The sequence below is a fragment of the Chloroflexota bacterium genome (assembly GCA_009840355.1).
Taxonomy (GTDB): Bacteria; Chloroflexota; Dehalococcoidia; order Lucifugimonadales; family JADFKI01; genus Bin90.
Window position 1 is genome coordinate 113,341 of record VXNZ01000025.1, and the last position, 23,238, is coordinate 136,578.

A 23,238-nucleotide genomic window follows, 5' to 3' on the forward strand; every position below is an offset into this window, starting at 1 on the left:
AGATTTGCACCGCCTTGATGTGAAATGTACTTTGACATCGACGTCGTAGATGTGCCCAATTCGGCAAAAGGGGGCAGGTTGATTGTATGACCTGCCCCCTGTCTTTGCCAACTATACCGGGTCGTCTTTGCGGACGCGCCGGTGTGGATGTCGCTTTACGCGTCTTGCATTATGCGCCAGACCTTTTCTGCCTTAGCGGGCATGTCCAGGTGCTTGACGCCGAGATGCGACAGCGCGTCCACGACAGCGTTGATGACAGCGGGCGATGCGGCGATTGTGCCGGTCTCGCCTGCGCCCTTAACTCCGAGCGGGTTGGTTGGCGACGGCGTTACCGTGCGGGCGGTCTCGAACGCTGGCAGGCTTGCGGCTTGCGGCACTGCGTAGTCGAGCATGCTGCCCGTGATAAGCTGACCGTCGTCGTCGTACACGCCTTCTTCCCAGAGCGCCTGTCCGATGCCCTGCGCCACGCCGCCGTGCACCATGCCCTCGACAATCATCGGGTTGATGACATTGCCCACATCGTCAACCGCGACGTATCGCAGCACAGATACATCGCCCGTGTCCGCGTCAACTTCGACGGTGCAGATGTGCGTGCCAAAGGGCCAGGTGAAGTTTTCCGGGTCATAGATGCTGGTCGCTTCCAAACCCGGTTCGACGCCTTCGGGCAGACCGTCGTACCAGTACGCGGCGAGCGCGACCTCTTGGAACGACTTCGCCTCTGCAGGCGCGCCTTGAACGAAGAGTTGACCGTCCTCGTACACGATGTCTTCCGGCGATGCTTCGAGCATGTGCGCCGCAATCTGCTTCGCCTTGTCCTTGATTTTCTCGACGCTCATGTGGATGGCAGTGCCGCCCACGACCGCGCTGCGGCTGCCGAATGTGCCGGTGCCCTGCTGCACCTGCGCTGTGTCGCTCTCCACGACTTCGACATCCTCGACCGGCACACCCAGCTCGGACGCCGCCAATTGGGCGAATGTCGTCTCGTGTCCTTGCCCGTGTCCGGACGAGCCGCTGTACACGGTTACCTTGCCGGTGGGATGCACGCGGACGAGCGAACTTTCCCAGACGCCTGCGCGCGCGCCGAGCGAGTATGCGACCGCAGACGGCGCCATACCGCAAATTTCGACATAGGTGGACAAGCCGACGCCAATGTACCTGCCCTGCTCTCGCGCTTCCGCCTGTTCCTTGCGAAAGTCGTCGTAGCCGATCATCGAGAGTGCGAGGTCGAGCGCGTTCTCGTAGTCGCCGCTGTCGTAGCTGACACCGGTCGCCACTTCGTAACCGTCCTCGAACGGCTCGATGAGATTCTTTCGGCGCACTTCTGCCGGATCCATTCCAATCTCGGCTGCGAACCTGTCGAGCATGCGCTCAACGACATAGGTCGCTTCCGGCCTGCCCGCGCCGCGATAGGCATCAACAGGCGTTGTGTTCGTGAACACGCCGATGACCTTACAGTGCACATTTTCAATCTTGTATGGGCCGACCAGCATCAGCCCGAACAGGTATGTCGGAATGGCAGGCGCGAAGGTGGACAGGTATGCGCCCATATTAGCGTATATCGTGCCCTGAATACCTGTAATGGTGCCGTCGCGGTTGCCCATTATCTCCCAGTCGCCGATGTGGTCGCGGCCGTGCGTAGTGGCGAGGTAGTTTTCCTGCCGCTCTTCAATCCACTTGATCGGGCGGCCAATCTGCTTCGCCGCGACAAACGCGATAACCTCTTCGGCGTACAGGTAAAGTTTGCAGCCAAAGCCGCCGCCGACATCGGGCGCAACCACGCGAATCTGATGCTCAGGATGCCCGGTAACTAGCGCGAGCAGCAGGCGAACCAGATGCGGAATCTGCGACGAGGTCCAAACCGTAACCTGATTTGTGCCGGGGTTATAGTCCGCGACGACAGCCCTGCCCTCCATGGAGTTAGGGATGAGGCGCTGATTGACGATTCGCTCAGAAACTCGTACCTCTGCGGATGCGCCGGCGGCTTCCATATCGCCGCCGCCGACTTCCCACTCGAAGCCGACGTTATTCGGCGCGGAATCGTGCACCTGCGCCGCGCCGTCCTTCGTGGCGAGCTCGGCGTTGACGGCTGCCGGCAGCACATCGTAGCCGACTTCGACCAGTTCGGCGGCATCGGCTGCTGCGGACGCGCTATCTGCTATGACGGCGACAACGGCATCGCCAACGCAGCGCACCTTGCCGATTGCCAGCGGCGGATGTGGCACTTCGATGGTATCCGGCACGACCCAGCCGCACGGCAACCCGATTTCCTCGCCGATGTCTTCGCCGGTGAGGACCGCGACCACGCCGTCAGCGGCGCTTGCTGCTGTCGTGTCTATGCCGGTAATGTTGGCGTGGGCATACGGACTGCGAACGAGCGCCATGTGCAGCATTCCCACGAGCTTGATGTCATCTACATAAGTGCCTCTGCCAGTAATCAGGCGTGGGTCCTCGCGTCGCTTGATGCTGGCGCCAAAGGCGGCGGATGGAGTAGCGGTAGTCATACACAATTCTCCTTGCGGTAGTTAATGTCCTCCCAAAAGAACAACTTTCGCTCTTCCTCAATAGTAGCGCGACACCCAGTCGCCTACTTGAGGCGTACTCTACATTAACAAGCGCCTTAAGGCAATACCGCGTGGTGGGGATATGGACTACGGAATGGTCACTTATACAAATCTACAGGCAATAGCGAGACATGGCGTCCATCATCCTCTCGTAACTCCGGATATAGGGACACGGCAAAATCCCTGTCATTTCGCTGCGCTGCGGTTCGGAATAACAGAGCGCGAGGATATTCGAATGGGTGCTACAACGATGCAGGATCAGCGCTATTCCTCTTTCCCATCCCGCCTAGATCTTGGATGCGCCGCCATGTACACCTGCTTCGCCTGGGCATTGGTTACATGGGTATAGATTTGCGTGGTGGCGGGGGTAGCGTGACCCATTAGCTCTTGGACTACGCGCAGGTCTGCGCCGCCTTCCAGGAGGTGCGTGGCGTAGGAATGGCGCAGCGTGTGCGTATGCACGCCTTCCGGCAGCGCCGCCTTCATGCTGTATCGCCGCACCTTTTCTTGGATGCTGCGCTGGCTTAGTCTGCCACCGAATCGGTTTAGGAACAGAGTGAAGTCGCTGCCTTTGCCTGCTAGTTTGGGACGGCCGTCTCGCAGATATAGCGACAGCGCGTTCTTCGCGGTCTGCCCTATAAGCACCACGCGCTCTTTGGAACCCTTGCCGCGCACGCGAATCTCGCGCGTGGACAGGTTGAGGTCGGTTACGCGCAGGTTGCTCGCCTCGCTGACGCGCAACCCCGCACCGTAGATTACTTCGAGCAGCGCTTGGTCGCGCAGACCGGTCGGCTTGGCGGTGTCCGGCGTGTCCATCAGCCTGTCTGCCTGTTCCTGGGACAGGAAGCGGGGCAGCCGCTTTGGCACACGCATCATGCCGCGCTTGGGCAGCGGGTCGCCTTCAATGATGCCTTTGCGCGACAGCCACTTCAAGAATGTGCGCAGCGTGCTGAGCTTGCGCGATACGCTATGCCGGACATAGCCTAATTCGGTAAGCCACGCAAGATAGCCGCGCAGTGTGATTCGGTCGAGCTCGTGCATTTCGTCGATGCCCCTCGCGCACATGAACTCGTGCAGCGGCTGCAAGTCCGCCTTATAGTTGCGGATAGTCAAGCCCGCCAAGTCTTTTTCTGCTCGCAGGTGCGTCTCGAAGTCCGCGATGAGTGTTTGCCATCTATTGTCGTCCATATCCATAACCTCATCTTAAATGCCGCTCGAATTGTCCATTCCTTCTTGTGGGAGAAGGTAGAATGAGGGAGTGTTATGATGGGAGCAAATCCATTCACATCTGTCGCCATCTGATGAACATACAAAGGCTATCGGGCGCTATCCCTCACTTTCAAGCGGCGTTGTAGTCTATGATGGGGCTTTTTGGCATGCGGCGGCATACTGCGACGCGCTCTGCTAACATTGATAGGTCATGCTGGCAAAGCGCTGGGCGCGTCTTGCCAGTGAAGTGCCGCTAGTTTATTGGGCTATTGGGCGCATTCGGGAGATTCATATATGGTCAATCGGGCACAGTTGGGCGGCGGACGCTTGCGGCGAAGGTTGCTGATTATTCTTGCTTGCGTCGCCATCGTCGCGGTCGTGGGCTACGGCGCGCTGAGCCGGTTCACGGGATTGCCACCGTTCGGCGCCGCAGACGGCGAGGCGGGGTTGGCGGAGAACGAACGGCTGATACCTGCGCGCGATGGAACCTTGCAGACGCAAATCTCCATCAACGGAAGCATCACATTCACCAACACGGAAGATTTGGTCTTTGGCGCTATCGGCTTCGTGGACGAAATCCTAGTCAACGAAGGCGAAGTGGTAACCGCTGGACAGCCGCTCGCACGCCTAGACACCGAGAGCACGGCAGACCTGGGACTCGCAATCGCCCAAGCGCGTATGGAGCACGCTGACGCGCTGCTGGCGCTTGAAGACGCGAAGCAGCCCAAGACGCAAATTGCCGATGCGGAGAAGGCTATAGTTGACGCCGCGCTCGCGCTGCACGACGAGCAAGAAGCCCTACACGAGCTCCTCAACCCCAAGCGGGAACTCATAGCGCAGGCGGAATCGGAAATCGCGGACGCCGAACTGCAAGCGCAGACTGCGCAAGAGACGCTAGATGAACTGCTGACGCCCAAGCCCGAAGTCATCGCCGCGGCAGAAGATGCCGTTGCGCAGGCTAGGGTCGTACTGCGAGACGCGGAACTCGCGCTTGACGGCGACCTCGCCGATGCGATGAACGCGCTTGAGATTGCCGAGCGCGACCTTGCCGTAGCGGAGCAGAACGCGATGGCGCTCAGCGACAACGCCCTGACCACCGCGCAGAACACATACGACGAACGGCTGCACGACTACGCCAATGTAATATACAAGTGGACGGGTATAACCGCCACCGATGAGGACTTGGACATGACGCCGCAGGACTTCTTCGCGTCCGTAGCGTTCGACCCGGAGCAGGTGTTCACGCGCGACTACGACTACTTGTTTCCCAACGCGCGGCTCGAAGACAACCCGGACACGCGCTGGAACGAGTTGAAGATATTCGGCTGGATGGCGCTCTACCCCACCAGCAACCAGATTCAGACGCGCTGCGACCATTACACATACGGACCCATCCGTCAGTCCGACACTGCCAGCACGAATGGCGATTTCTGCGTTGAGCGCGATATGCGCAACGCACACGACAGCCTCGCCGCCGCGCGCAACGACCTCGAAGAGCGACAGGCGCAGCACAACGCAAGCGTGTCGTCGGCGCAGTCCGCACTGACACAGGCAGAACAGGCGCGAGACGAAGCACAAGAGGCGCTGGACAGGCTGACTGACGGCAATATTGAAGCGACTCAATTGCAGACGCACTACGACAAGGCGCTGGCAGACTACAACGCGGCGCAAGAGCATTTGGACGAATTGAACAACCCCGACTCTGTCGAAGTGGAGCGCGCGCGCAAGCAGGTCGAACTTGAGCAAGCGAACCGCGACGCTGCCGAAGACGCGCTCGACACGCTGTACAGTCCGGACGCACAAGAGGTCGCGGCGCTGCGCGGCAATGTGGAACACGCGCAAGTCAAGCTCGATGACGCCAATACCGCATTGCAGGAACTGATGGACCGGCGCGAGTTGGACGTCGAACTGCGCGTGGGCGAAGTGGCAGCGGCGCAAGCGCGCATCAGCGCGGCGACGCGGCGCTTCGAAGACACCACGTTAAAAGCACCATGGGACGGTTACATCGCGTCCATCCCCGTCGAGGCAGGACAGGACATTGAACGGTACGAAGTGATAATGACCGTCATCAACTCAGGCATCGTGAACATAGAAGGCGCGGTGGACGAGATTGATGTGCTGTCGTTGCAGCGCGAGGCGTCGGCAATCGTTACCATAGACGCCTTGCCCGACCAAGAATTCGAGGGCGTCATCGCGGACATAAGCTCAACCGCGACGAACGAACAGGGCGTCGTAACCTTCGATGTCATCATACGCGTGGATGTGCCGGAAGGCGTGGTGCTGCAAGAAGGGCTGAGCGCGGTTGCACAAGTCGGCACATCGGAAGTCAGCGGCATCGTGATACCGCTGCAAGCGGTGCAGTACGGTGAAGACGGCGCTTACGTGCGCGTGGAAGACTCGGACGGCGCAATCGTTGAGCGCACGGTGAGGTTGGGCGAGAGCGACGGCTTCTACACCATAGTGAACAACGGTCTGTCCGCAGGCGAGCGCATTGTGATGCAGGCGCTTGACGAAAGAGATCTCGAAGATGGCGAATTCAGGCCACGAAGATTTGGCGGCGGAGGCGGAGGTCCACGCCCTCGTAGGCCATAAGTTACTTGCCGGAGGCTTGAGCTTCGCTTCCATCCTGCTTTTCCCTTCGAATGGACGGCTGGGCGATGGCAATAGGATTTACGATGATAGAAGTTGTCGACGTGCAGAAGATATACACGATGGGCACTGTGGAAGTGCCTGCGCTGGCGGGCGTCAGCCTGTCCATTGCACGCGGCGAGATGGTCGCCATTATGGGCGCGAGCGGCTCCGGCAAGTCCACACTGATGAACATTCTAGGCTGCCTTGATGTGCCTACCGCCGGCGAGTACATCCTTGACGGCGAGTACATCGGCGCGACATCGGACGGACGCCTCGCCGAGATTCGAAACAGTAAAATCGGCTTCGTGTTCCAGACATACAACCTATTGCCAAGACTAAGCGCACTCAGCAATGTGGAATTGGCGCTAATGTACGGCAGGCGACCGCATAGACGCACGTCCGCAATCGACGCGTTGGAGCGCGTTGGCCTGGGCGACCGCATCCGGCACAAGCCTACTGAACTTTCTGGCGGTCAGCAGCAGCGCGTTGGCATAGCGCGGGCTATCGTGAAATCACCGGCGCTCCTGCTTGCCGACGAGCCGACCGGCAACCTCGACTCGCGCTCCGGCGACGAGATTATGGACATACTTGGCGGGCTGCACGCGGAGGGGATTACTGTGATAATCGTTACGCATGAGCCGGAAATAGCCGAGCGCGCCAACCGCGTCATCACGATGCGCGACGGAATAATAATGTCCGATACGAGCGTGAATGGGCAGCATAGCAGTTCGTCAAGCGGACAGGCGATGCGATGAACGCACTAGACATCATCAGAACGGCGCTCGTATCGCTCGGCGGCAGCAAGCTACGGTCGGGTTTGACGCTGCTGGGCATCATCATCGGCATCACGGCGGTAACGGTGCTGATGTCCATCGGACGCGGCGTGCAGGACAACATCACTTCGCAAATTCAGGCGCAGGGGACAAACCTGCTGTTCGTCAGCTCGAACAGCAATTCTCTGACGCTAGAAGACGCCGAGGCGCTGACAGACCCGGTGCTCGCGCCATCAGTGAAGGCGGTCGCGCCGCAAATTAGCTTCAATGGGCAGATAGTCGCCGGTCGTGAGAACACGAACGCGCAGCTCATTGGCGTAACGCCGGAATACGCCGGCGTGCGGAATGTGAGCGTGGGCGAAGGACAGTTCGTCAACCCCGCGCATATCAACAACATCCTCGATGTCGCCGTGCTGAGCGCGTCCGTCAGCGAGACGCTATTCGGCGCCGGTGCTGAGGCGGACGCCGTCGGCGAGCGCATTCGCATCAACGGGCGGCAGTTCACAGTCATCGGCGTGCTTGAGGACACGGGCGCGACATTCTTCGGCTTCGGCGATCAGGCGTACATCCCGATTTCGACCGCGCACTACCGCATGTCGCGAGAGCGCACCACGAGCGGCGAAATCGTGGTCAGCACCATAGACGCGCAGGCGACAACGCAAGAGTCGATTGCCGACGCCGAGCTGGAGATTGCGTCCATCCTGCGTCTGCGCCACCGCATAACCGGCGACAACGATTTCGATGTAGATACGCTGCAAGACCTCATCGACACGGTTACGCAGATTACGACCATCCTGGTGCTGTTCCTAGGCACGGTCGCGGGAATATCGCTGCTGGTGGGCGGCATAGGCGTGATGAACATCATGCTGGTATCCGTAACGGAACGCACGCGTGAGATTGGCATTCGCAAGGCGATGGGCGCGAAACGGCGCGACATTCTGTTGCAGTTCGTAACAGAGGCGATATTCCTAACCACGAGCGGCGGCATCATAGGCTTGCTATTGAGTTTCACGATGTCTCCCCTCACCAACTTGATAGTAAACGCAGTAGGCAGAGGCGAAGGCAGCCCACTGGGCACGATTGTGTTCCACGCAGATGTGGCGCTGCTCGCGCTCGCCGTGTCCGCAATTGTCGGGCTGGTGTCCGGCATATATCCGGCGCTACGGGCGGCGCGCATGCACCCGATTGACGCGCTGCGGTATGAATAGCGTTGTCTGCCTAGCGTTATTCGCCGGCGTCCGCTCCGGCTAGGCGGCGCAGCGATAGGTTGCCTGCCCATAGGAATACTTGACCTAGCAGTATCATCGGCAGCAGCAGGGCGAAGTGGCTTATGGCGGCGAAGGCGGCGGCGGACGCCCTGTCCACCATTGCCAGCGGCAGCAGGACTAGCGTCTCGCGGGCTATCAGCTCGAATAGGCCGATGCCACCGGGCGATGACGGTATCGAGCTGCCTATGTTTGCGAGCGCAGTTACGAGCACCATCGCGGCGGCGAGATGCCACAGATTGTCGTAGATGTGGTGAAAGCCGAATGAGTAGCCGATAAGGTAGAACAACCCCGTCTCGAACGCCCACACCGGCACGGACAGGGCGAACAGCCACAGTATCTTGCGCAGGCTTGTCAGCGGCGCGAATCCGGCTAGAAAATAGTCCACGATATGCATCGCGCGGTCGCGTGGGAAGCGGCGCGGCAGTGGCTTCATAAGCGCGATGGCTAGATTGCGCGTGCGTTTCGGCCAGCGCGACAGCATCAGCATCACGCCGAACGCCGCCACGAACGGCAGCACAAGCGCAGCGGCAAGCAGCGGTGGCGCAATACCCGACAATTCGCCGAAGCCTGCCGTCAGTCCGCCAAGCGGCACGAATATCGCCACCGCCGCGACGAACAACAGCAGTGTAAGCGCGTCGAACACACGCTCAATGAATATCGTGGCGAGCGCGGAACTCTTGCTGACCTGCTCTCGTTCGCCGAGATAGTAGCTACGCACGACTTCGCCTAGCCGCATCGGGAGCAGGTTGTTTGCCATATAGCCAATGACGACGACCGGGAACAGGCGGCGATTGCTGATGGGCTTGATATGCAGTAGCAGCGCCTGCCAGCGCATCGTGCGAAAGACCACACCCACCAAGTACAGTGCGACCGCCGGCGCGACATATAGATAGTTCGCGTCGGCGAGCGCGTCCACCATGTGGGCGAAGTCCACCGTGACGAAGAACAGGGCAATTAGCATTACGCTGAGCGCCAGTCCAATCCAGAACTTGCCGGCTGTGAACAACATTCTTTCCTTTAGGCGGGGAAATAGGCGGGAAGAGCCGCGCAATCAAGGATATTCCCTGTAGCGCGGCTGCGGCAAGACAATTGTCGTAACTATAAGCCTGAATAGTCTCAAACAGGAGTACGCCGCCTATTGCAATGTCCCCGGCGGGTAATGTTCCAACCACCACTTGGCAATCTCGTCGCGGCGAGCGAACCAGACGCCGGGATGGCTGCGCGCGTACTGAATAAATCGGTCAAGCGCACGGGAACGAGCCGGTCTTCCGGCTATGCGGCAGTGCAAGCCAATAGACATCATCTTGGGATGCGTGCGCCCTTCTTCGTACAGCACGTCGAATGTGTCCTTCAGGTACTCATAGAAGTCGCCCACGCTGTTGAGTCCGCCTCGCCAGAAACGCGCGTCGTTTGTCTCGAAGCTATATGGCAGCACGAGCCACGGCTTGCCGAGCACGGGTGTGTAGTACGGTAGGTCGTCGTTCAGCACGCCGCTGTCGTAGATGAACCCGCCCTCGCCGGCGACCAGTTCGCGCGTGTTGACGCTTGGTCCGTATCGCGTGAACCAACCGACCGGACGCTCGCCCGTCGTCTGCTGCAACGATTCGACGGTCTTCTTGATGGCAGCAGCCTCTTCGTCGCGCGGCATGCTGTGGTACTCTTCCCATCGGTAGCCGTGTCCGCAGACTTCGTGTCCGCGCTCGACCACCGCTAGGGCGACCTCAGGGTTGCGCTCGAACGCCAGCGCGCAGCAGAAGAACGTGCTCTTTATGCCGTACTTGTCGAACATGTTCATAAGGCGCCAAACACCTACGCGGCTGCCATACTCGAAGAACGATTCGTTGTACAGGTCGCGCTGGTCGAGCGGCACCGGCGACGGCACTTCGTTGTTAGTTTCGTGCGCAGGGTCGCCGTCCAGCAGCGATTTCTCGCTGCCCTCTTCGTAGTTCACGACGACCGAGATGGCAATGCGCGCGTTTCCGGGCCACTCGATAACGGGCGGGTTCGCGCCGTAGCCGATGAAGTCTCGTTGTGGGTTGGGCATGGTTGAGTCCTCCCTAGTGTTGGCGCTGTTTATGGACGCTTGTTTATGGGTGCCAATGTTGAAGGTTGATTGCCGAGAGCCAGAGTATGATTGGCGATTTCGTTATAGCGGGATATTGACGATTCTATATCCTTCGCTGCGTTAAGGGACACAAAGGGCGGCGACCGTGTGCAGCGCCGACAGTGCAATATGGATTGCAAGGAAGCCCTGAAAACTGCGATAATACCACAATAAGCGCTCGGTTCCTGGGCTGCGCAGTGTTGCGCGCTCGATTTCCAGCGCGGTTCTCTAGCATACCTGACGATATGAGAGTAAGCGAATGACGACTAGTACATCGACTATGGACCTTGTTGACCGCAAGATTCTGAATGTCATACAGACACGCTTTCCGCTCGTGGAAAAGCCGTTCGAGGCGGTGGGCGGCGAGATTGGCATTCCGGAGAGCGAAGTAATCGAGCGCGTCGCCGAAATGAAGAGCAAGAATGTGGTGCGGCAAATCAGCGCCATCTTCGACACGCGGCGGCTGGGCTACAAGACCACGCTGGTGGCGATGCGCCTGCCCGCAGACGAACTCGACGCGGCGGCGCAGGTCATCAACGAACACCCGGGCGTTAGCCACAACTACGCGCGCAACGGGCACTTCAACCTGTGGTTCACACTCGCCGTACCGCCCTATGAAGACCTCGCCGAAAGCGTCGAAGCAATGGCGCAGCGGACGAACGCCGAGTCGTACCGTCTGATGCCGACCATCAAGTTCTTCAAGATTGGCGTGAACTTCGACATGGTGAAGGAAGAAGGCGCGGCGAAGAAATACTACAGCCCGGACGGCTACGACCGCTCCGGAGCCGTTGCCGAGGACTGGAACAGGGCGATGCCCGTGTCCGACTTCGAGATAGAAGTCATCCGCGAGCTGCAAGAGGATGTACCGCTAGTATCTCGACCGTTCAGCCCAATGTCTGAACGGCTGGGCATTTCGCTGCAAGAGATGTTCGACATCGCCGATTCGTTCCAAGAGCGCGGGCTGATGCGCAGATTCTCCGCGGTGCTGCACCATCGCAGGGCAGGCTTCCGCTCGAACGCGATGGCGGTGTGGAAGGTGCCGTCCGAGCGCGCCATAGAAGTGGGCAACATCATGGCGCAGTCTCGCTGGGTTACGCACTGCTACGAACGGCCGACATTCCCCGACTGGCCCTACACGCATTTCACGATGATTCACGCCACTTCGCAAGACACTTGCGAAGATGTGGCGGCAGAACTGTCCGAAGCGACCGGCATCGACGATTATATGCTGCTGTACAGCACGCGCGAGTATAAGAAGACGCGGGTGCGTTATTTCGTGGAGTCGTAACGCGCCAGCCGCTTCGTAGGGAAGGGCACTTCGTATGGGCGCTTCGCTTGGGGATGGCGCGATTTTCCTCCATCCTATCCCTCCTACATCGGGAGATGGGACTTGAGAACAGAATGAGTAGGAAAGGACCTTAATGCCTGCGTACTATCCGGTATTCATAGATGTCAAGAACAGGTGCTGCGTCGTCATTGGCGGCGGCAACATCGGCGAAGAAAAGGTCGTCAAGCTGCTGGACTGCTACGCGGATGTGGTCGTCATCAGCCCGGAAGTCAACGAAGGCGTGCAAAGCCTCGCGGATGGCGGCGAAATCGTCTGGCACCAGCGCGAGTACGAAGTTGGTGATCTGAAGGGCGCATTCATCGCCATCGCAGCGACCGACGACAACGCAGTGAACCGTGCCATCGCCAAGGAAGCCAACGAGCACAACGTGCTGCTGAATGTAGTTGATGTAACGCACCTTTGCACATTCATCGCGCCGTCGGTGGCGACTCGCGGCAATGTTACCGTTGCGGCATCGACGGGCGGCGCGAGTCCGGCTCTCGCGCGCAAGTTCCGCGAGTTGCTCAACGGCAGCCCCATGGATTCGAGCTACCCGCTCATGGACTATGCTGAACTTGCTCCTCTGCTTGCCGATGTGCGCGCTGAGATTCGCCGCAAGGGCATCACTATCGCCAGTGATCACTGGCAGGCGTGCATCACCGACGGATTGCTCAACGCCGTGCTAGACGGCAGATACGACGAAGCGCGCGCAATGCTGATGTCAGACATCATGAGGGGCGTCGGCTGCGACTGCGAGCCGGGCGTCTGCAAGATTTACGAAGAGAAGAAAGCCCTAGCCTACGACAAGGCAAGGGCAAGTTCGTAGCGGACAAGTGGCTGTCGAAAGACGGGTCGTCATCGGCTCGCGGTCGAGTTCCCTCTCCTTGGCGCAGACCAACGAAGTCGTGCGCCTGCTGCTACAAGCCCACCCATCGCTGCAAATCGATCTCGTGCCGCAGTCCACACGCGGCGACAGGAACAAAACCGCGCCGCTGCTTAGCATGGAGCGCGGAATGTTCGTCAAAGAAATCGAGTTCGCGCTGCTCAACGGCGAAATTGACATTGCCGTGCATAGCGCAAAAGACATGCCCGCGACCACGCCATCCGGACTCGCGATTGCCGCGTTCACCGAGCGCGAAGACGCCCGCGATGTGCTGGTGAACCGCTGGAACGCGCCACTTGACGAATTACCGGCAGGCGCGAGACTTGGAACGAGCAGCCCACGACGAACCGCGCAGATTAAGGCGGCGCGGCCGGACTTGGAAGTGCTGCCAATCAGGGGCAATGTGGACACGCGCCTCAGCAAGGCGAACAGCGCGGACTACGACGGCGCGATTCTCGCCGCGGCGGGCATCGCGAGGCTAGGTCGGCAGTCTGAAATCAGCGCATACCTGCTTCCTGGTGTGTGCGTGCCGGATGTGGGGCAGGGCGCGCTCGCGGTGCAAGTGCGCGAGTCTGACGGCGAGCTGTTAGACTGCGTGCAAGCGATAGACCATGCGCCGACGAGCGCGGCGGTTCGCGCGGAGCGTGCGTTCCTCAAGACGATGGGCGGCGGCTGCACACTGCCCACAGCCGCATACGCTAGAATCGACGACGATGGCAGTTTACATATCTTGGCGATGGTCGCCAAGCCCGACGGCAGCGAAATCGTGCGAATATCGGAATCACACTCGATTAACGACCCTATCGCAGCAGGACAATCGGTCGCAGAGACACTGCTCGAAGGCGGCGCGGCGCGGATTTTGGAGACGCTATGAAAGATGCTATGACTGACGGCACGGTTTCGCTTGTTGGCGCGGGACCCGGCGATCCGGAGCTTATCAGCGTCAAGGGCTTGCGGCTCATAGAATCCGCCGATGCTGTTGTCTATGACCGGCTGGTGGACAAGCGCCTGTTGGATCACGCCCGTGCGAATGCCGAGATGTACGATGTGGGCAAGATACCCGGCAAGCGCATAAATCGGCAGGAAGACATCAACAAGCTGCTCGTGGAACTGGGAAGCGCAGGCAAGCGTGTTGTGCGCTTGAAGGGCGGAGACCCGTTTGTCTTTGGGCGCGGCGGCGAAGAGGCGGAGGCGCTCGCCAACGCAGGTTTGCCATTTGAAATAGTGCCCGGCATCACATCGGCAATCGCGGCGCCGGCGTATGCGGGCATTCCGATAACGCAACGCAGGGTCGCTTCGTCGTTCACGGTCGTAACCGGCAGCGAAGACCCGACCAAATCGGACACATCCGTTGATTGGGAAACACTTGCGAAGAGCAGCGATACTATCGCGGTGCTGATGGGACAGAGCAACCTGCGCATAATCGCGGCTGCGCTGGTTGACTACGGACGGTCGCCCGAGACGCCCGTCGCGCTGGTGCAATGGGGAACGGAGCCGTATCAGCGCACGCTTGTCGGCACACTGGCGAACATCGCAGACGAAGCGGCAGCCGCAGGAATCGGCGCGCCCGCCGTAACGGTCATCGGCGATGTCGTGAAACTGCGCGAGGCGATACGCTGGTTCGACAATCGCCCACTGTTCGGCAAGCGCGTGCTGATTACGCGCACACGAACGCAATCGAGCGCTCTGTCCGCATTGCTCACGCAGCGGGGCGCAATACCCGTCGAACTGCCAACCATCGAGATTCAACCCATGGAAGACTACGCTGAACTCGACGACGTGCTGGCGAGCGCGCAGCAATACGACTGGGTGGTTTTCAGCAGCGCGAACGCTGTGGATACTGTCTTCGACAGACTGCCTGCGCTCGGAATCGACGCGAGAGCGCTGCATGGCATCAGCATCGCCGCAATAGGTCCTGCGACTCGAAGACGCCTACGCGAACGGGGAATCGTCGCCGACTTTATGCCGTCGTCGTTTGTCGCGGACGTCGCCGTGGACGAACTTGGCGCTCTGGGAGTTGAGGGCAAACGCGTGCTGCTGCCGCAAGCGCAAATCGCGCGAGACACGCTGCGGGTCGGTCTCGCAGAACACGGCGCGGATGTTCAATCCATCGCGGTGTATCGCACCGTTACGCCACAGAACACAGCCGAGCGGCTGCAAGACATACTCGCAGACGGCATCGACATCGCCACATTCACAAGCTCGTCCACCGCGACCAATCTCGTGGAGCTGATGGACGGCAACACAGACGCGCTGAAAAATGCTACGATTGCGTGTATAGGCCCGATAACGGCGGAGCGAGCCGCAGAGTTGGGCTTTGCGATTGACATTGTGTCTGCGGAGCACACCATCGCGGGGCTGGTTTCTGCGGTGGAGTCGCACTTTACGGAGGAGGCAGGGCAAAATGAGTAGATTCCCACAGGTCAGGATGCGGCGGATGAGGGATACGCCGATGCTGCGAAATCTTGCGCAGGAGTCGCGGATTGCCATCGACGACTTCATATACCCGATATTCGTAACGCACGGACGCGGCGTTCGCAATCCCATCGACCCGATGCCCGGCATGTACCAACTCTCGCTCGACAATCTGATTGCAGAGATCGAAGAGGTCGTATCGCTCGGCATCGGCGCTGTGCTGCTTTTCGGGCTGCCCGCGAACAAAGACCCGGAAGGCACGGAAGCCTACGAGCCGAACGGGATTATTCAGGAAGCCATCCGCGTCATCAAGCAGACCGCGCCGAACGTCTTGGTATTCACCGATGTCTGCGTGTGCGAGTTCACCGATCACGGGCATTGCGGAATCATCCGAAACGGCAGAGTGGACAACGACGCCACGCTGGAACTGCTGGCGAAAATGGCGATAGTGCAGGCTGAGGCGGGCGCGGATGTTGTCGCGCCGTCCGCGATGATGGACGGGCAGGTCGCGGCGATACGCAGCGGCTTGGACAGCAAGGGCTTCGAGCATCTGCCCATAATGGCATACTCCGCGAAGTATGCGTCGTCGTTCTATGGGCCATTCCGCGTGGCGGCGGACTCCGCGCCGCAGTTCGGCGACAGGCATAGCTACCAGATGGATGTGGCGAATTCGCGCGAGGCGATGCGCGAGATACAGCTGGACATCGAAGAAGGCGCAGACATGATAATGGTCAAGCCAGCGCTGTCATATCTCGATGTCATAGCACGCGCGCGGCAAGAGTTCGGCTACCCGATGGCGGCGTACAATGTCAGCGGCGAATACGCGATGGTCAAAGCCGCGACCGAGAACGAGTGGATAGACGGGCAGCGCATCACCCTAGAAATCCTGACATCCATAAAACGCGCCGGTGCCGACATGATAATCAGCTACCACGCCAAGGAAGCGGCGCGGTGGCTATTGTAGCGCGATACGGCTATCAGACATAAGACGATTTCACAAATGTAATTCATACCTGGCATTTCGAGCGACGCGAGAAATCTAAAGTCGGAAACAGGTTTACATTCAACGCTTTCAGATTCCTCACTGCGTTCGGAATGACCACATTAAGGATTTGTGAAATCGTCTCTAGGCAAGTCAGAGTCTCGCGCAAATCTGCCTGTGCTTCTATAGCCTGCCCCACCTAGATGGCGGGAATACGCGGCATACGGCTCTAGCCTCTATCTGCTGGGCGCGCACCGGTCCGTAAGCGCGGCTGTCGGAGCTGTGCACGCGGTTGTCGCCCATCACGAAATACTCGTCAGCACCGAGCTGCCATGACGATTCGTCCAAGCCGAGATACGGCGTCAGACCGTGCAGGTACGCTTCTGCAAGCCGCGTGCCATTGATGAGCAGCGTGCCGTCGGTCAAGGCAATATGCTCGCGTGGCATCCCGATGATTCGCTTCGCCTGACTGCGCTCCGGTGTGCCCGCGCTTACGACAACGATCTCGCCCCTTAGCGGCGGGCTAGTGTTGGCGTATAAGCGACGCGTCAACAGGTAGTCACCACCTTGCAGCATCGGGGTCATACTTGCGCCCTGCACGCGGTATATTAGCAATCCGGCGGGGAGTGGCATATCGTGCTAAATCGCTTTCATATTGGTGGATATGTGGGTTCGGCTCAATGCAAACCTTCTCCCTGAACAGGAAGGGAATTTGTCGGATATCGTTCGTCCTATTGGGACATATTTCTTGGCGGAATTAGTTTGCGGGGTTAGATTCGTCAGGCGCGCCGGAAGTGCCAAACACTTGCGCAGGAAGGACGATTATTGTATCTTCTAAATAAGTTTCAGACTACCGAAAGGAAGGTTCTAATGAGCGTTAAGTCAACTATCGAGCGGCTACTGTCGGTGCGAACCGCGAGTGCGCACTGCGACATTCCCTGCGGCATTTACGACCCCATCTCCGCGAAGATTGCGGCGCAGACCGTGCAGAAGATGGTTCTCCGCATCGAGGCGCTGGAGGAAGGTTCCGATCACGTATCGTATGCAAACACGATGGCACGCTACATCACTGTGAAGGAAGAGCACGCCGAGACTTGCAAGCACGAACTGCGCATCCTCTGGGCAGACTACACATGGCCCGGCACGGACGCCAACGAGATTGCGGCGAAGTTCAACGCCGCGCTGAAGCTCGCCGGTCAGTGCAAGCAGACCGTGAGCATGGAGAACGCCGAGGCGCTGGTCGCCGCCGTGGACGACATTGCCGCAGTCTTCTGGGGAACCAAGGGCGTCGAGTACAGCGACCCGAACGCTGCCGCTCGCTACGGCACCTAAACCGCCAACACATTACCAGCGACGGCAATCAACAGCCGCAGGAGAGCAGACTAGCGCTCCTGCGGCTGTGCATTTGGATAACGCTGGTAAGTGATGGATGCTGCCGTTTCAGGTTTGCATTCAGATTACAGTCAGCTTTTGTAGTCTTCGCGGGGCGGGCTGAAGATGTCAAGTGCCATCGACCAGCCGTCCGAGCCTACTACACCGTGTTCCACGCCGCCGGGGATGACATAGGCGTCGCCCTGCCGGAGCGTCTTCACTTCGCCGCCAATCGTGAACTCGAACTCGCCTTGCAGCACAATGCCCGCCTGTTCGTGCGGGTGCGAGTGCATCGGCACGATGGCGTTCGGCGCAATCTCGACCATGCTCATCATGATTTTGTCGCCCCACATTGTCCGCAGCGTTACGCCCGGCGCCAGTTCCCTGCGCTGCACTTGCGAGGGGTCAATGAAGTAGTCCATCTATCTTCCACGCTCCATGTGTTCGTCCCAGACCTTCGCGCCTTGCCAGTCCGGTTTGTGTTCGTTGGGATGGGGTAAAGCGAATTGCTTGCTATCCTAACCTTCCCCCAGAGTGAGAAGGGATTTCCCCTATGCGCGCGCCCTGTTGTTGGCGATGGTTAGGCAGTCGGATATGAAGCCGTTGGCGGGTGTTGGCACGCCTGCCGATTCGCCGATGCGCGCTACTGCGCCGTTGAGTAGCGAGACTTCGAGCGGATTGCCTGCCATCAGGTCAGTCTGCATGGAGGATACGAACCCGCCTGCTTTTTCCGCTTGAAAGCCAGCCATTACCGCATCGACCAAGCCATCTTCGAGCGGAACGCCGCTCGCCCGTCCCACATCGAACGCTTCGGTCATCACTTGCATTGTCATTTCGTAGGTTTCGGGCGTATCCAGGACTTCGGCGAATGGCGCGCGCGTGATGCAACTCATTCCGCTTAGCGCGCAGATATAGACGAGCTTAGTCCACAGCGCGGTCAGAACATTAGGCGAAACTTCAGTCTCGATGTTCGCCATTCGCAGCACGTCCGCGATTGCCTGCGCCCTGACCGTCAACTCGCCGCTCTCCTCGCCCAGCACGATTCTGGGCGGGTTGCCGGTTTGCACGAACACGCCCGGCTCTGTGCGTTCCGCGTCGATGTACGCCGCGCCGAGCAGCGCCTTGTCAGCGCCGAAACGCCGTGCCAGCTGCTCGCCGCTGCCGATGCCGTTCTGCAATGTCAGGATGGTCGTGTTTTCGCCGACTGCGGGCTCCACATCGGACATTGCTTGTTCATTGTGATAGCCCTTCACACAGAACAGGATGAGGTCTGCCGTCCAGCTGCCGTCGAAGTTGTCCGTCGCATCCGGATGCACGGTGAAATCGCCGAATGTCACGGATTCAACACGCAAGCCGTTGTCGCGGATTGCGCGCAGGTTGTCGCTGCGCGCCGCGAATACCACATCTTCGCCGCTGCGCGCCAGCAAGCCGCCGTAGCAGCCGCCGATGGCGCCCGTTCCCATTATCAGAATCTTCATGACTTCAACTCGATTAGTACATTCTTGTAGCGCACATCCCTATTATTCACCACGCGATGAATCTTGTGCTCGCCGTGGAATCGCCAAGTGCCGACTTCGGACGGGCTGTCCTGCTCGGTGCCGTCTTCGTACTGCACCATCAAACCCTCGCCTTCGACGACGACCGTAACATAGTCGTTGCCGTGCATGTGCCAGTCGCTCGCCTGGCCCGGCTCCACGACCAGATTCCAGACTCTCACCTTGTCGTTCTCGAACAGCACTTCGCTCGCGATTTCGCCCAGCGGTTCGTTGGATCTCGTCATTCGTTGCCTCCTTTGCCATCAATTGCTATCAGTGATAGTTCTACCGAGAATGTTCTTGATTCTGTCAACCCGCATCCTTACCTTCTACCGTCAAGGAGCAAGGCGAGCTGCAAGTGTCAGTCCTTCATCTCAATGATGGCGTTGCTGTAAAGGGCGTCGCCGATGTTAGTTACGCGATGCACGGCGTTCTTGATGCCCTTGACAACCTGCCCTAGCTGCAAGTCGGATGTGGTCACGCTACCGTCCGCGTGCTCAGTTTGGAGTGTGCCGGCGCGCGTTACGACGAACATGTAGCGGTTCGTGTGATGATGCCAATCGCTGGACTGGCCAGGCTCTAGCACCAGATCCCACACCTTCACATGCTCGTCTTCGTACTTAAACTCTGTGCCCACATCTCCGAGTTGTTCCATATCTGGCATAGCGCCCTCCTATTGTCTTTCCGCTTATCTTTCCGCGACCATTCCAACTTCGGGGATGGCATCCGTCGAACCGCCGCCGAATCCTAGCCCTCTCTCTTTCAGGCTGACGAACCGTTGATTGCCAATGACCACATGGTCGAGCAGTTCGATGTCCATCATCTCGGCGCAGGTGCGAATTTGCCGCGTAACCAGGATGTCTTCCGGGCTTGGCGTAGGGTCGCCGGACGGGTGGTTGTGCGCGATGATTATGTTCGGACAGTTTTCTCTGATGGCGGGACGCAGCACCTCGGCAACGCGAATCACAGCGGAGTTCACACTGCCCTTGTATATCTCGTGCGTTGCCAGCACTTCGTTCTTAGTGTTCAGCAACAAGACCTTCAGATGTTCCTGCACCAGAAACGCCATCTCCGCGCTGAGCAGGTTGAACACATCCAGCGGCGAGCGTATCACTACCCGGTCGTCGGGCTGCAACGATGACAGGCGCCTGCCCAGCTCAAGCGCGGCGAGTAGTTGGCACGCCTTCGCGTCGCTGATGCCGCGCATATCGCACAGTTCGCCGTAAGACACTCGCGCGACTCCGCCTAGTCCGCCATAGGTGGCAAGCACGCGCGTGGACAAGTTCAGCACGCTTTCGCCGGTGGAACCCACGCGCAGCAGAATCGCGATGAGCTCGGCGTTGCTCAGGTTATTCGCGCCGTACCGCTGCAGGCGCTCACGCGGACGCTCGTCCTGCGGCAGATCGCGTATCATCGTGCTGTAGAGTTGCTGGCTTGGCTCGTTCGCACCGTCAGCGTTCATTTGCATATCCCTTCGCGTTTGTGTCGCGTGTAGTGTACCCTCTGGCGGCGATAAGTTCCAATATTGAGCCGCCCTTGACGCCGCGCAGGCGCAGATTCCGCTTTCATTTCGCCCTCGCAGTGATGTGGTGAGTTAATGACAAGGGCGAACGAATCTCGTAACCTGTACTTGAACGCGCTGGGCGCAGCAAATACAATACGCCTCACAATTGCAGTATAATGGGCGGTTAGTCTGGCAGGCGTCAGGCTGACCTATTGCCCGCAGGCGACGAACATTAATCAGCAGGAGAACCGTATAAACAATGATTAATCAAGACCGACTCGTAAAGACTTTCACCGAAATTATTCAGATTGACAGCCCGTCGGGTGAAGAGGAAATGATGGCGCAGGATTTGATGCGCCGCCTCAAAGCGCTCGGGCTGAACGTAATGCGCGACGAATACGGCAATCTCGTGGCGAACGACGGCAGGCCCGACCCGATTCTGCTGTCGGCGCATATGGACACGGTCGAACCGGGACGCGGCATTAAGCCGAGCATCGACGGCAACCGCATCGTTTCGGACGGCACGACGATTCTCGGCGGCGATTGTAAGTGCGGCGTGGCGGCAATCCTTGAGGCGCTGGAATCGGTGTATGAAGACGGCGTGCCGCATTCGGCGGTGGAGGTGGCATTCACGCGCGAAGAGGAAATCGGTCTCGTCGGCGCGCGCAATCTCGACTTTTCGATGTTGTCGGCGAAGGAAGCGATAATTTTCGACAGCGAAGGCACGGCAGCGGAGATTATTTCAGCAAGCCCCACATACGTCGGCTTCGAGATCGAAGTTACCGGGCGTGCCGCTCACGCCGGCATTGAGCCAGAGAAAGGCTTGTCAGCCATTCGTATTGCGGCGGAGGTGATAACGCGCCTCCCGCAAGGCAGACTGGACGACGAAACGACCTTCAATGTGGGCATAATCGAAGGCGGGTCCGTGCGAAATGCGGTCGCGGAGAAGACCCTCATCCAAGGCGAGTTCAGAGGTCGCAATAACGAGACGCTGGACAACATCCGAATGCAGATTGACGAGGCGCTGGACGAAGTACGCGGTCTCTTCCCGGAAGCGGATTTGGACGCCCAACTGCACACCGAGTTCGAGACATACACGCTGACAGAGGACGACCCCGCGACACAACGAGTCATGAGGGCGCAGAGAAGCATCGGACTCGACACCGTATTCAAGACTTCGGGCGGAGGCACGGACGGAAATGTGTTCCGGCAAAAGGGAATGAGCGCGGTCGTGGTGGGAATGGCAGTGTACGGGATGCATACCGTGCGCGAGTATGCGGTGATACCCGAGCTGGTGGACACGGCGCACCTAATCGAGAAGCTGCTGCGCGGGGAGGCATAGCCGATGCGCGTCAGACTAGCATACGGGCGGGACGGCTTGGATGTCGAGCTGCCCGACAAGCGCACAACCGTCATCGAGCCGACATTCGTGCCGGGCTTGCCGGACGCCGAAGGCGCCATCCGCACAGCATTACGAAATCCCCTCGGCACGCCGCCGCTGAGACAGGTCGTCAAGGCACATCAGAGCGTGGCAATCTCGGTGTGCGACATCACCCGCGCGATGCCGAGCAAGACGCTGCTGCCGATAATGCTCGGCGAACTACGCCATGTGCCGCCGGAGAACATCACCATCCTGATTGCGACCGGCACACATCGCGCAAATACGAACGAAGAGCTGAAGCAGATGCTCGGCGCGGACATACTCAAGGGCTATACGATAGTCAACCACGACAGCTTTGACAACGGCTCGCTCGAGACGATTGGCAGCACGCAGTCGGGCATTGAAGTTCGTCTGAACCGGCGCTGGGTGGAAAGCGACATCCGTATAACGACCGGGTTCGTAGAGCCGCATCTTTTCGCCGGGTTTAGCGGCGGACCCAAGATGGTCGCGCCTGGCCTTGCGGGTTTCCCGACGATTATGCGCCTGCACGATGCGAAGATGATTGGCAGTCCTAACGCGCGCTTTGCCATCACCGAGGGCAACCCGATTCACGATGCGATACGCGAGATTGCGCGTATGTCCGGTGTGGACTTTTCGGTTGATGTAACAACCAACCGCGACCAGCGCATCACGAGCGTGTATGCGGGCGAGCTGTTCGCGGTGCACCGGGCGGCGTGCGCGGTCGCCGAGCGGCTCGCCATGCAGCCAGTGGACGCGGCGTTCGATGTGGTGCTGACGACCAACAGCGGCTATCCGCTCGACCAGAATCTGTATCAGGCTGTCAAAGGGATGTCCGCGGCGGCGCAAGTCGTGCGCGACGGCGGTCGTATAATCTGCGCGGCGGAATGTTTGGAGGGCATCCCGGAGCACGGGCAGTATCGCCACATACTCGCGGAGTGCGACAGTCCGGCAGATGTGCTGCGTATGGTGCAGCAGCCCGGATACGCGCGGCACGACCAGTGGCAGGCGCAAGTCCAAGCGCAAATCCAGCAGAAGGCGGCGGTATATCTGAAGTCCCGCTACCTCACTCCGCAGCAAGTCAAGCAGGCGCATATCACCGCCATCGACGACATTGAAGGCACAATCGCAGACTTTGGCAGGGACGCGAGCATCTGCGTACTGCCTGAGGGACCGCAGACGATACCGTTTGTTGCGGGTGGCGGATAGGCGCAACATGAAACAGAGCGTCTTCCTATAATCCCGTCTCCCGCACTACTTTGCCCCTATCTTCACC

At 59.4% G+C, this 23,238-nt stretch carries 21 protein-coding genes; 11 read left to right on the forward strand and 10 right to left on the reverse strand.

Annotation, left to right across the window (positions count from 1 at the left end; all coding sequences use genetic code 11):
- Positions 1–155: 155 nt before the first annotated feature.
- Both F4X57_07495 and F4X57_07500 read right to left on the reverse strand, forming a co-directional pair.
- Positions 156–2,501: a molybdopterin-dependent oxidoreductase gene (locus F4X57_07495; GenBank protein ID MYC07001.1), complete on the reverse strand. Its 2,346-nt coding sequence runs from the start codon at positions 2,499–2,501 to the stop codon at positions 156–158.
- 324 nt (positions 2,502–2,825) lie between these two features.
- Positions 2,826–3,755 (reverse strand): tyrosine recombinase XerC, encoded by a 930-nt coding sequence (locus F4X57_07500; protein ID MYC07002.1) that lies wholly within the window; start codon positions 3,753–3,755, stop codon positions 2,826–2,828.
- A gap of 309 nt (positions 3,756–4,064) precedes the next feature.
- Here F4X57_07500 and F4X57_07505 point away from each other — a divergent pair, with 309 nt between their 5' ends.
- From F4X57_07505 to F4X57_07515, 3 genes are all read left to right on the forward strand, one after another.
- Positions 4,065–6,362 carry an efflux RND transporter periplasmic adaptor subunit gene (locus tag F4X57_07505; GenBank protein MYC07003.1) on the forward strand — a complete coding sequence of 766 codons (2,298 nt, stop codon included), beginning with the start codon at positions 4,065–4,067 and terminating at the stop codon, positions 6,360–6,362.
- Positions 6,363–6,445: 83 nt separating this feature from the next.
- On the forward strand, positions 6,446–7,156 hold the full coding sequence (locus F4X57_07510; protein ID MYC07004.1) for an ABC transporter ATP-binding protein: 711 nt from the start codon (positions 6,446–6,448) through the stop codon (positions 7,154–7,156).
- Positions 7,153–8,382, forward strand: a complete 1,230-nt coding sequence (locus tag F4X57_07515) for an FtsX-like permease family protein (protein ID MYC07005.1) — start codon at positions 7,153–7,155, stop codon at positions 8,380–8,382. Before F4X57_07510 ends, F4X57_07515 begins: the two co-directional genes overlap by 4 nt.
- Before the next feature lie 16 nt (positions 8,383–8,398).
- Here the strand turns inward: F4X57_07515 and F4X57_07520 are convergent, their stop codons facing one another.
- Together F4X57_07520 and F4X57_07525 are read right to left on the reverse strand one after the other, a co-directional pair.
- Entirely contained in the window at positions 8,399–9,451 is a 1,053-nt protein-coding gene (locus F4X57_07520; GenBank protein ID MYC07006.1) for a flippase-like domain-containing protein, read from the reverse strand.
- A gap of 126 nt (positions 9,452–9,577) precedes the next feature.
- Positions 9,578–10,486 (reverse strand): allantoinase PuuE, encoded by a 909-nt coding sequence (locus F4X57_07525; protein ID MYC07007.1) that lies wholly within the window; start codon positions 10,484–10,486, stop codon positions 9,578–9,580.
- 319 nt (positions 10,487–10,805) lie between these two features.
- Here F4X57_07525 and F4X57_07530 point away from each other — a divergent pair, with 319 nt between their 5' ends.
- The 5 genes from F4X57_07530 to hemB all read left to right on the forward strand — a co-directional run bounded on the left by F4X57_07530 (position 10,806) and on the right by hemB (position 16,135).
- Entirely contained in the window at positions 10,806–11,834 is a 1,029-nt protein-coding gene (locus F4X57_07530; GenBank protein MYC07008.1) for an Lrp/AsnC family transcriptional regulator, read from the forward strand.
- Between the two features lie 133 nt (positions 11,835–11,967).
- A complete protein-coding gene (locus tag F4X57_07535; GenBank protein ID MYC07009.1) occupies positions 11,968–12,699 on the forward strand; it encodes a bifunctional precorrin-2 dehydrogenase/sirohydrochlorin ferrochelatase in 732 nt (243 codons plus the stop codon).
- 7 nt (positions 12,700–12,706) lie between these two features.
- Positions 12,707–13,630: a hydroxymethylbilane synthase gene (gene hemC / locus F4X57_07540; GenBank protein ID MYC07010.1), complete on the forward strand. Its 924-nt coding sequence runs from the start codon at positions 12,707–12,709 to the stop codon at positions 13,628–13,630.
- An 8-nt stretch (positions 13,631–13,638) separates the two neighbouring features.
- Entirely contained in the window at positions 13,639–15,168 is a 1,530-nt protein-coding gene (gene cobA / locus F4X57_07545) for a uroporphyrinogen-III C-methyltransferase (protein ID MYC07011.1), read from the forward strand.
- On the forward strand, positions 15,161–16,135 hold the full coding sequence (gene hemB, locus F4X57_07550; GenBank protein ID MYC07012.1) for a porphobilinogen synthase: 975 nt from the start codon (positions 15,161–15,163) through the stop codon (positions 16,133–16,135). Before cobA ends, hemB begins: the two co-directional genes overlap by 8 nt.
- A 201-nt stretch (positions 16,136–16,336) precedes the next feature.
- On the opposite strand, the gene lepB is transcribed toward hemB, so the two are convergent.
- Entirely contained in the window at positions 16,337–16,786 is a 450-nt protein-coding gene (lepB, locus tag F4X57_07555; GenBank protein MYC07013.1) for a signal peptidase I, read from the reverse strand.
- A 237-nt stretch (positions 16,787–17,023) separates the two neighbouring features.
- On the opposite strand from lepB, the gene sodN reads away from it, so the two are divergent.
- A complete protein-coding gene (sodN, locus tag F4X57_07560; GenBank protein ID MYC07014.1) occupies positions 17,024–17,485 on the forward strand; it encodes a superoxide dismutase, Ni in 462 nt (153 codons plus the stop codon).
- Between the two features lie 131 nt (positions 17,486–17,616).
- Here the strand turns inward: sodN and F4X57_07565 are convergent, their stop codons facing one another.
- The 5 genes from F4X57_07565 to F4X57_07585 form a co-directional block, all read right to left on the reverse strand.
- Complete coding sequence (locus F4X57_07565) at positions 17,617–17,946, reverse strand: cupin domain-containing protein (GenBank protein MYC07015.1); 330 nt, start codon at positions 17,944–17,946, stop codon at positions 17,617–17,619.
- Between the two features lie 129 nt (positions 17,947–18,075).
- Positions 18,076–19,002 carry a 2-dehydropantoate 2-reductase gene (locus F4X57_07570; GenBank protein MYC07016.1) on the reverse strand — a complete coding sequence of 309 codons (927 nt, stop codon included), beginning with the start codon at positions 19,000–19,002 and terminating at the stop codon, positions 18,076–18,078.
- Entirely contained in the window at positions 18,999–19,304 is a 306-nt protein-coding gene (locus F4X57_07575; protein MYC07017.1) for a hypothetical protein, read from the reverse strand. The genes F4X57_07570 and F4X57_07575 overlap by 4 nt, the downstream gene beginning before the upstream one ends.
- Positions 19,305–19,420: 116 nt before the next feature.
- On the reverse strand, positions 19,421–19,723 hold the full coding sequence (locus tag F4X57_07580; protein ID MYC07018.1) for a hypothetical protein: 303 nt from the start codon (positions 19,721–19,723) through the stop codon (positions 19,421–19,423).
- A gap of 24 nt (positions 19,724–19,747) precedes the next feature.
- Positions 19,748–20,473, reverse strand: coding sequence for a JAB domain-containing protein (locus tag F4X57_07585; protein ID MYC07019.1), 726 nt, complete (start codon positions 20,471–20,473; stop codon positions 19,748–19,750).
- Positions 20,474–20,822: 349 nt separating this feature from the next.
- Between F4X57_07585 and F4X57_07590 the strand changes: the two genes are divergently transcribed.
- Positions 20,823–21,905: a M20/M25/M40 family metallo-hydrolase gene (locus tag F4X57_07590; GenBank protein MYC07020.1), complete on the forward strand. Its 1,083-nt coding sequence runs from the start codon at positions 20,823–20,825 to the stop codon at positions 21,903–21,905.
- A 3-nt stretch (positions 21,906–21,908) separates the two neighbouring features.
- A complete protein-coding gene (larA, locus tag F4X57_07595; protein ID MYC07021.1) occupies positions 21,909–23,171 on the forward strand; it encodes a nickel-dependent lactate racemase in 1,263 nt (420 codons plus the stop codon).
- Positions 23,172–23,238: the final 67 nt, after the last annotated feature.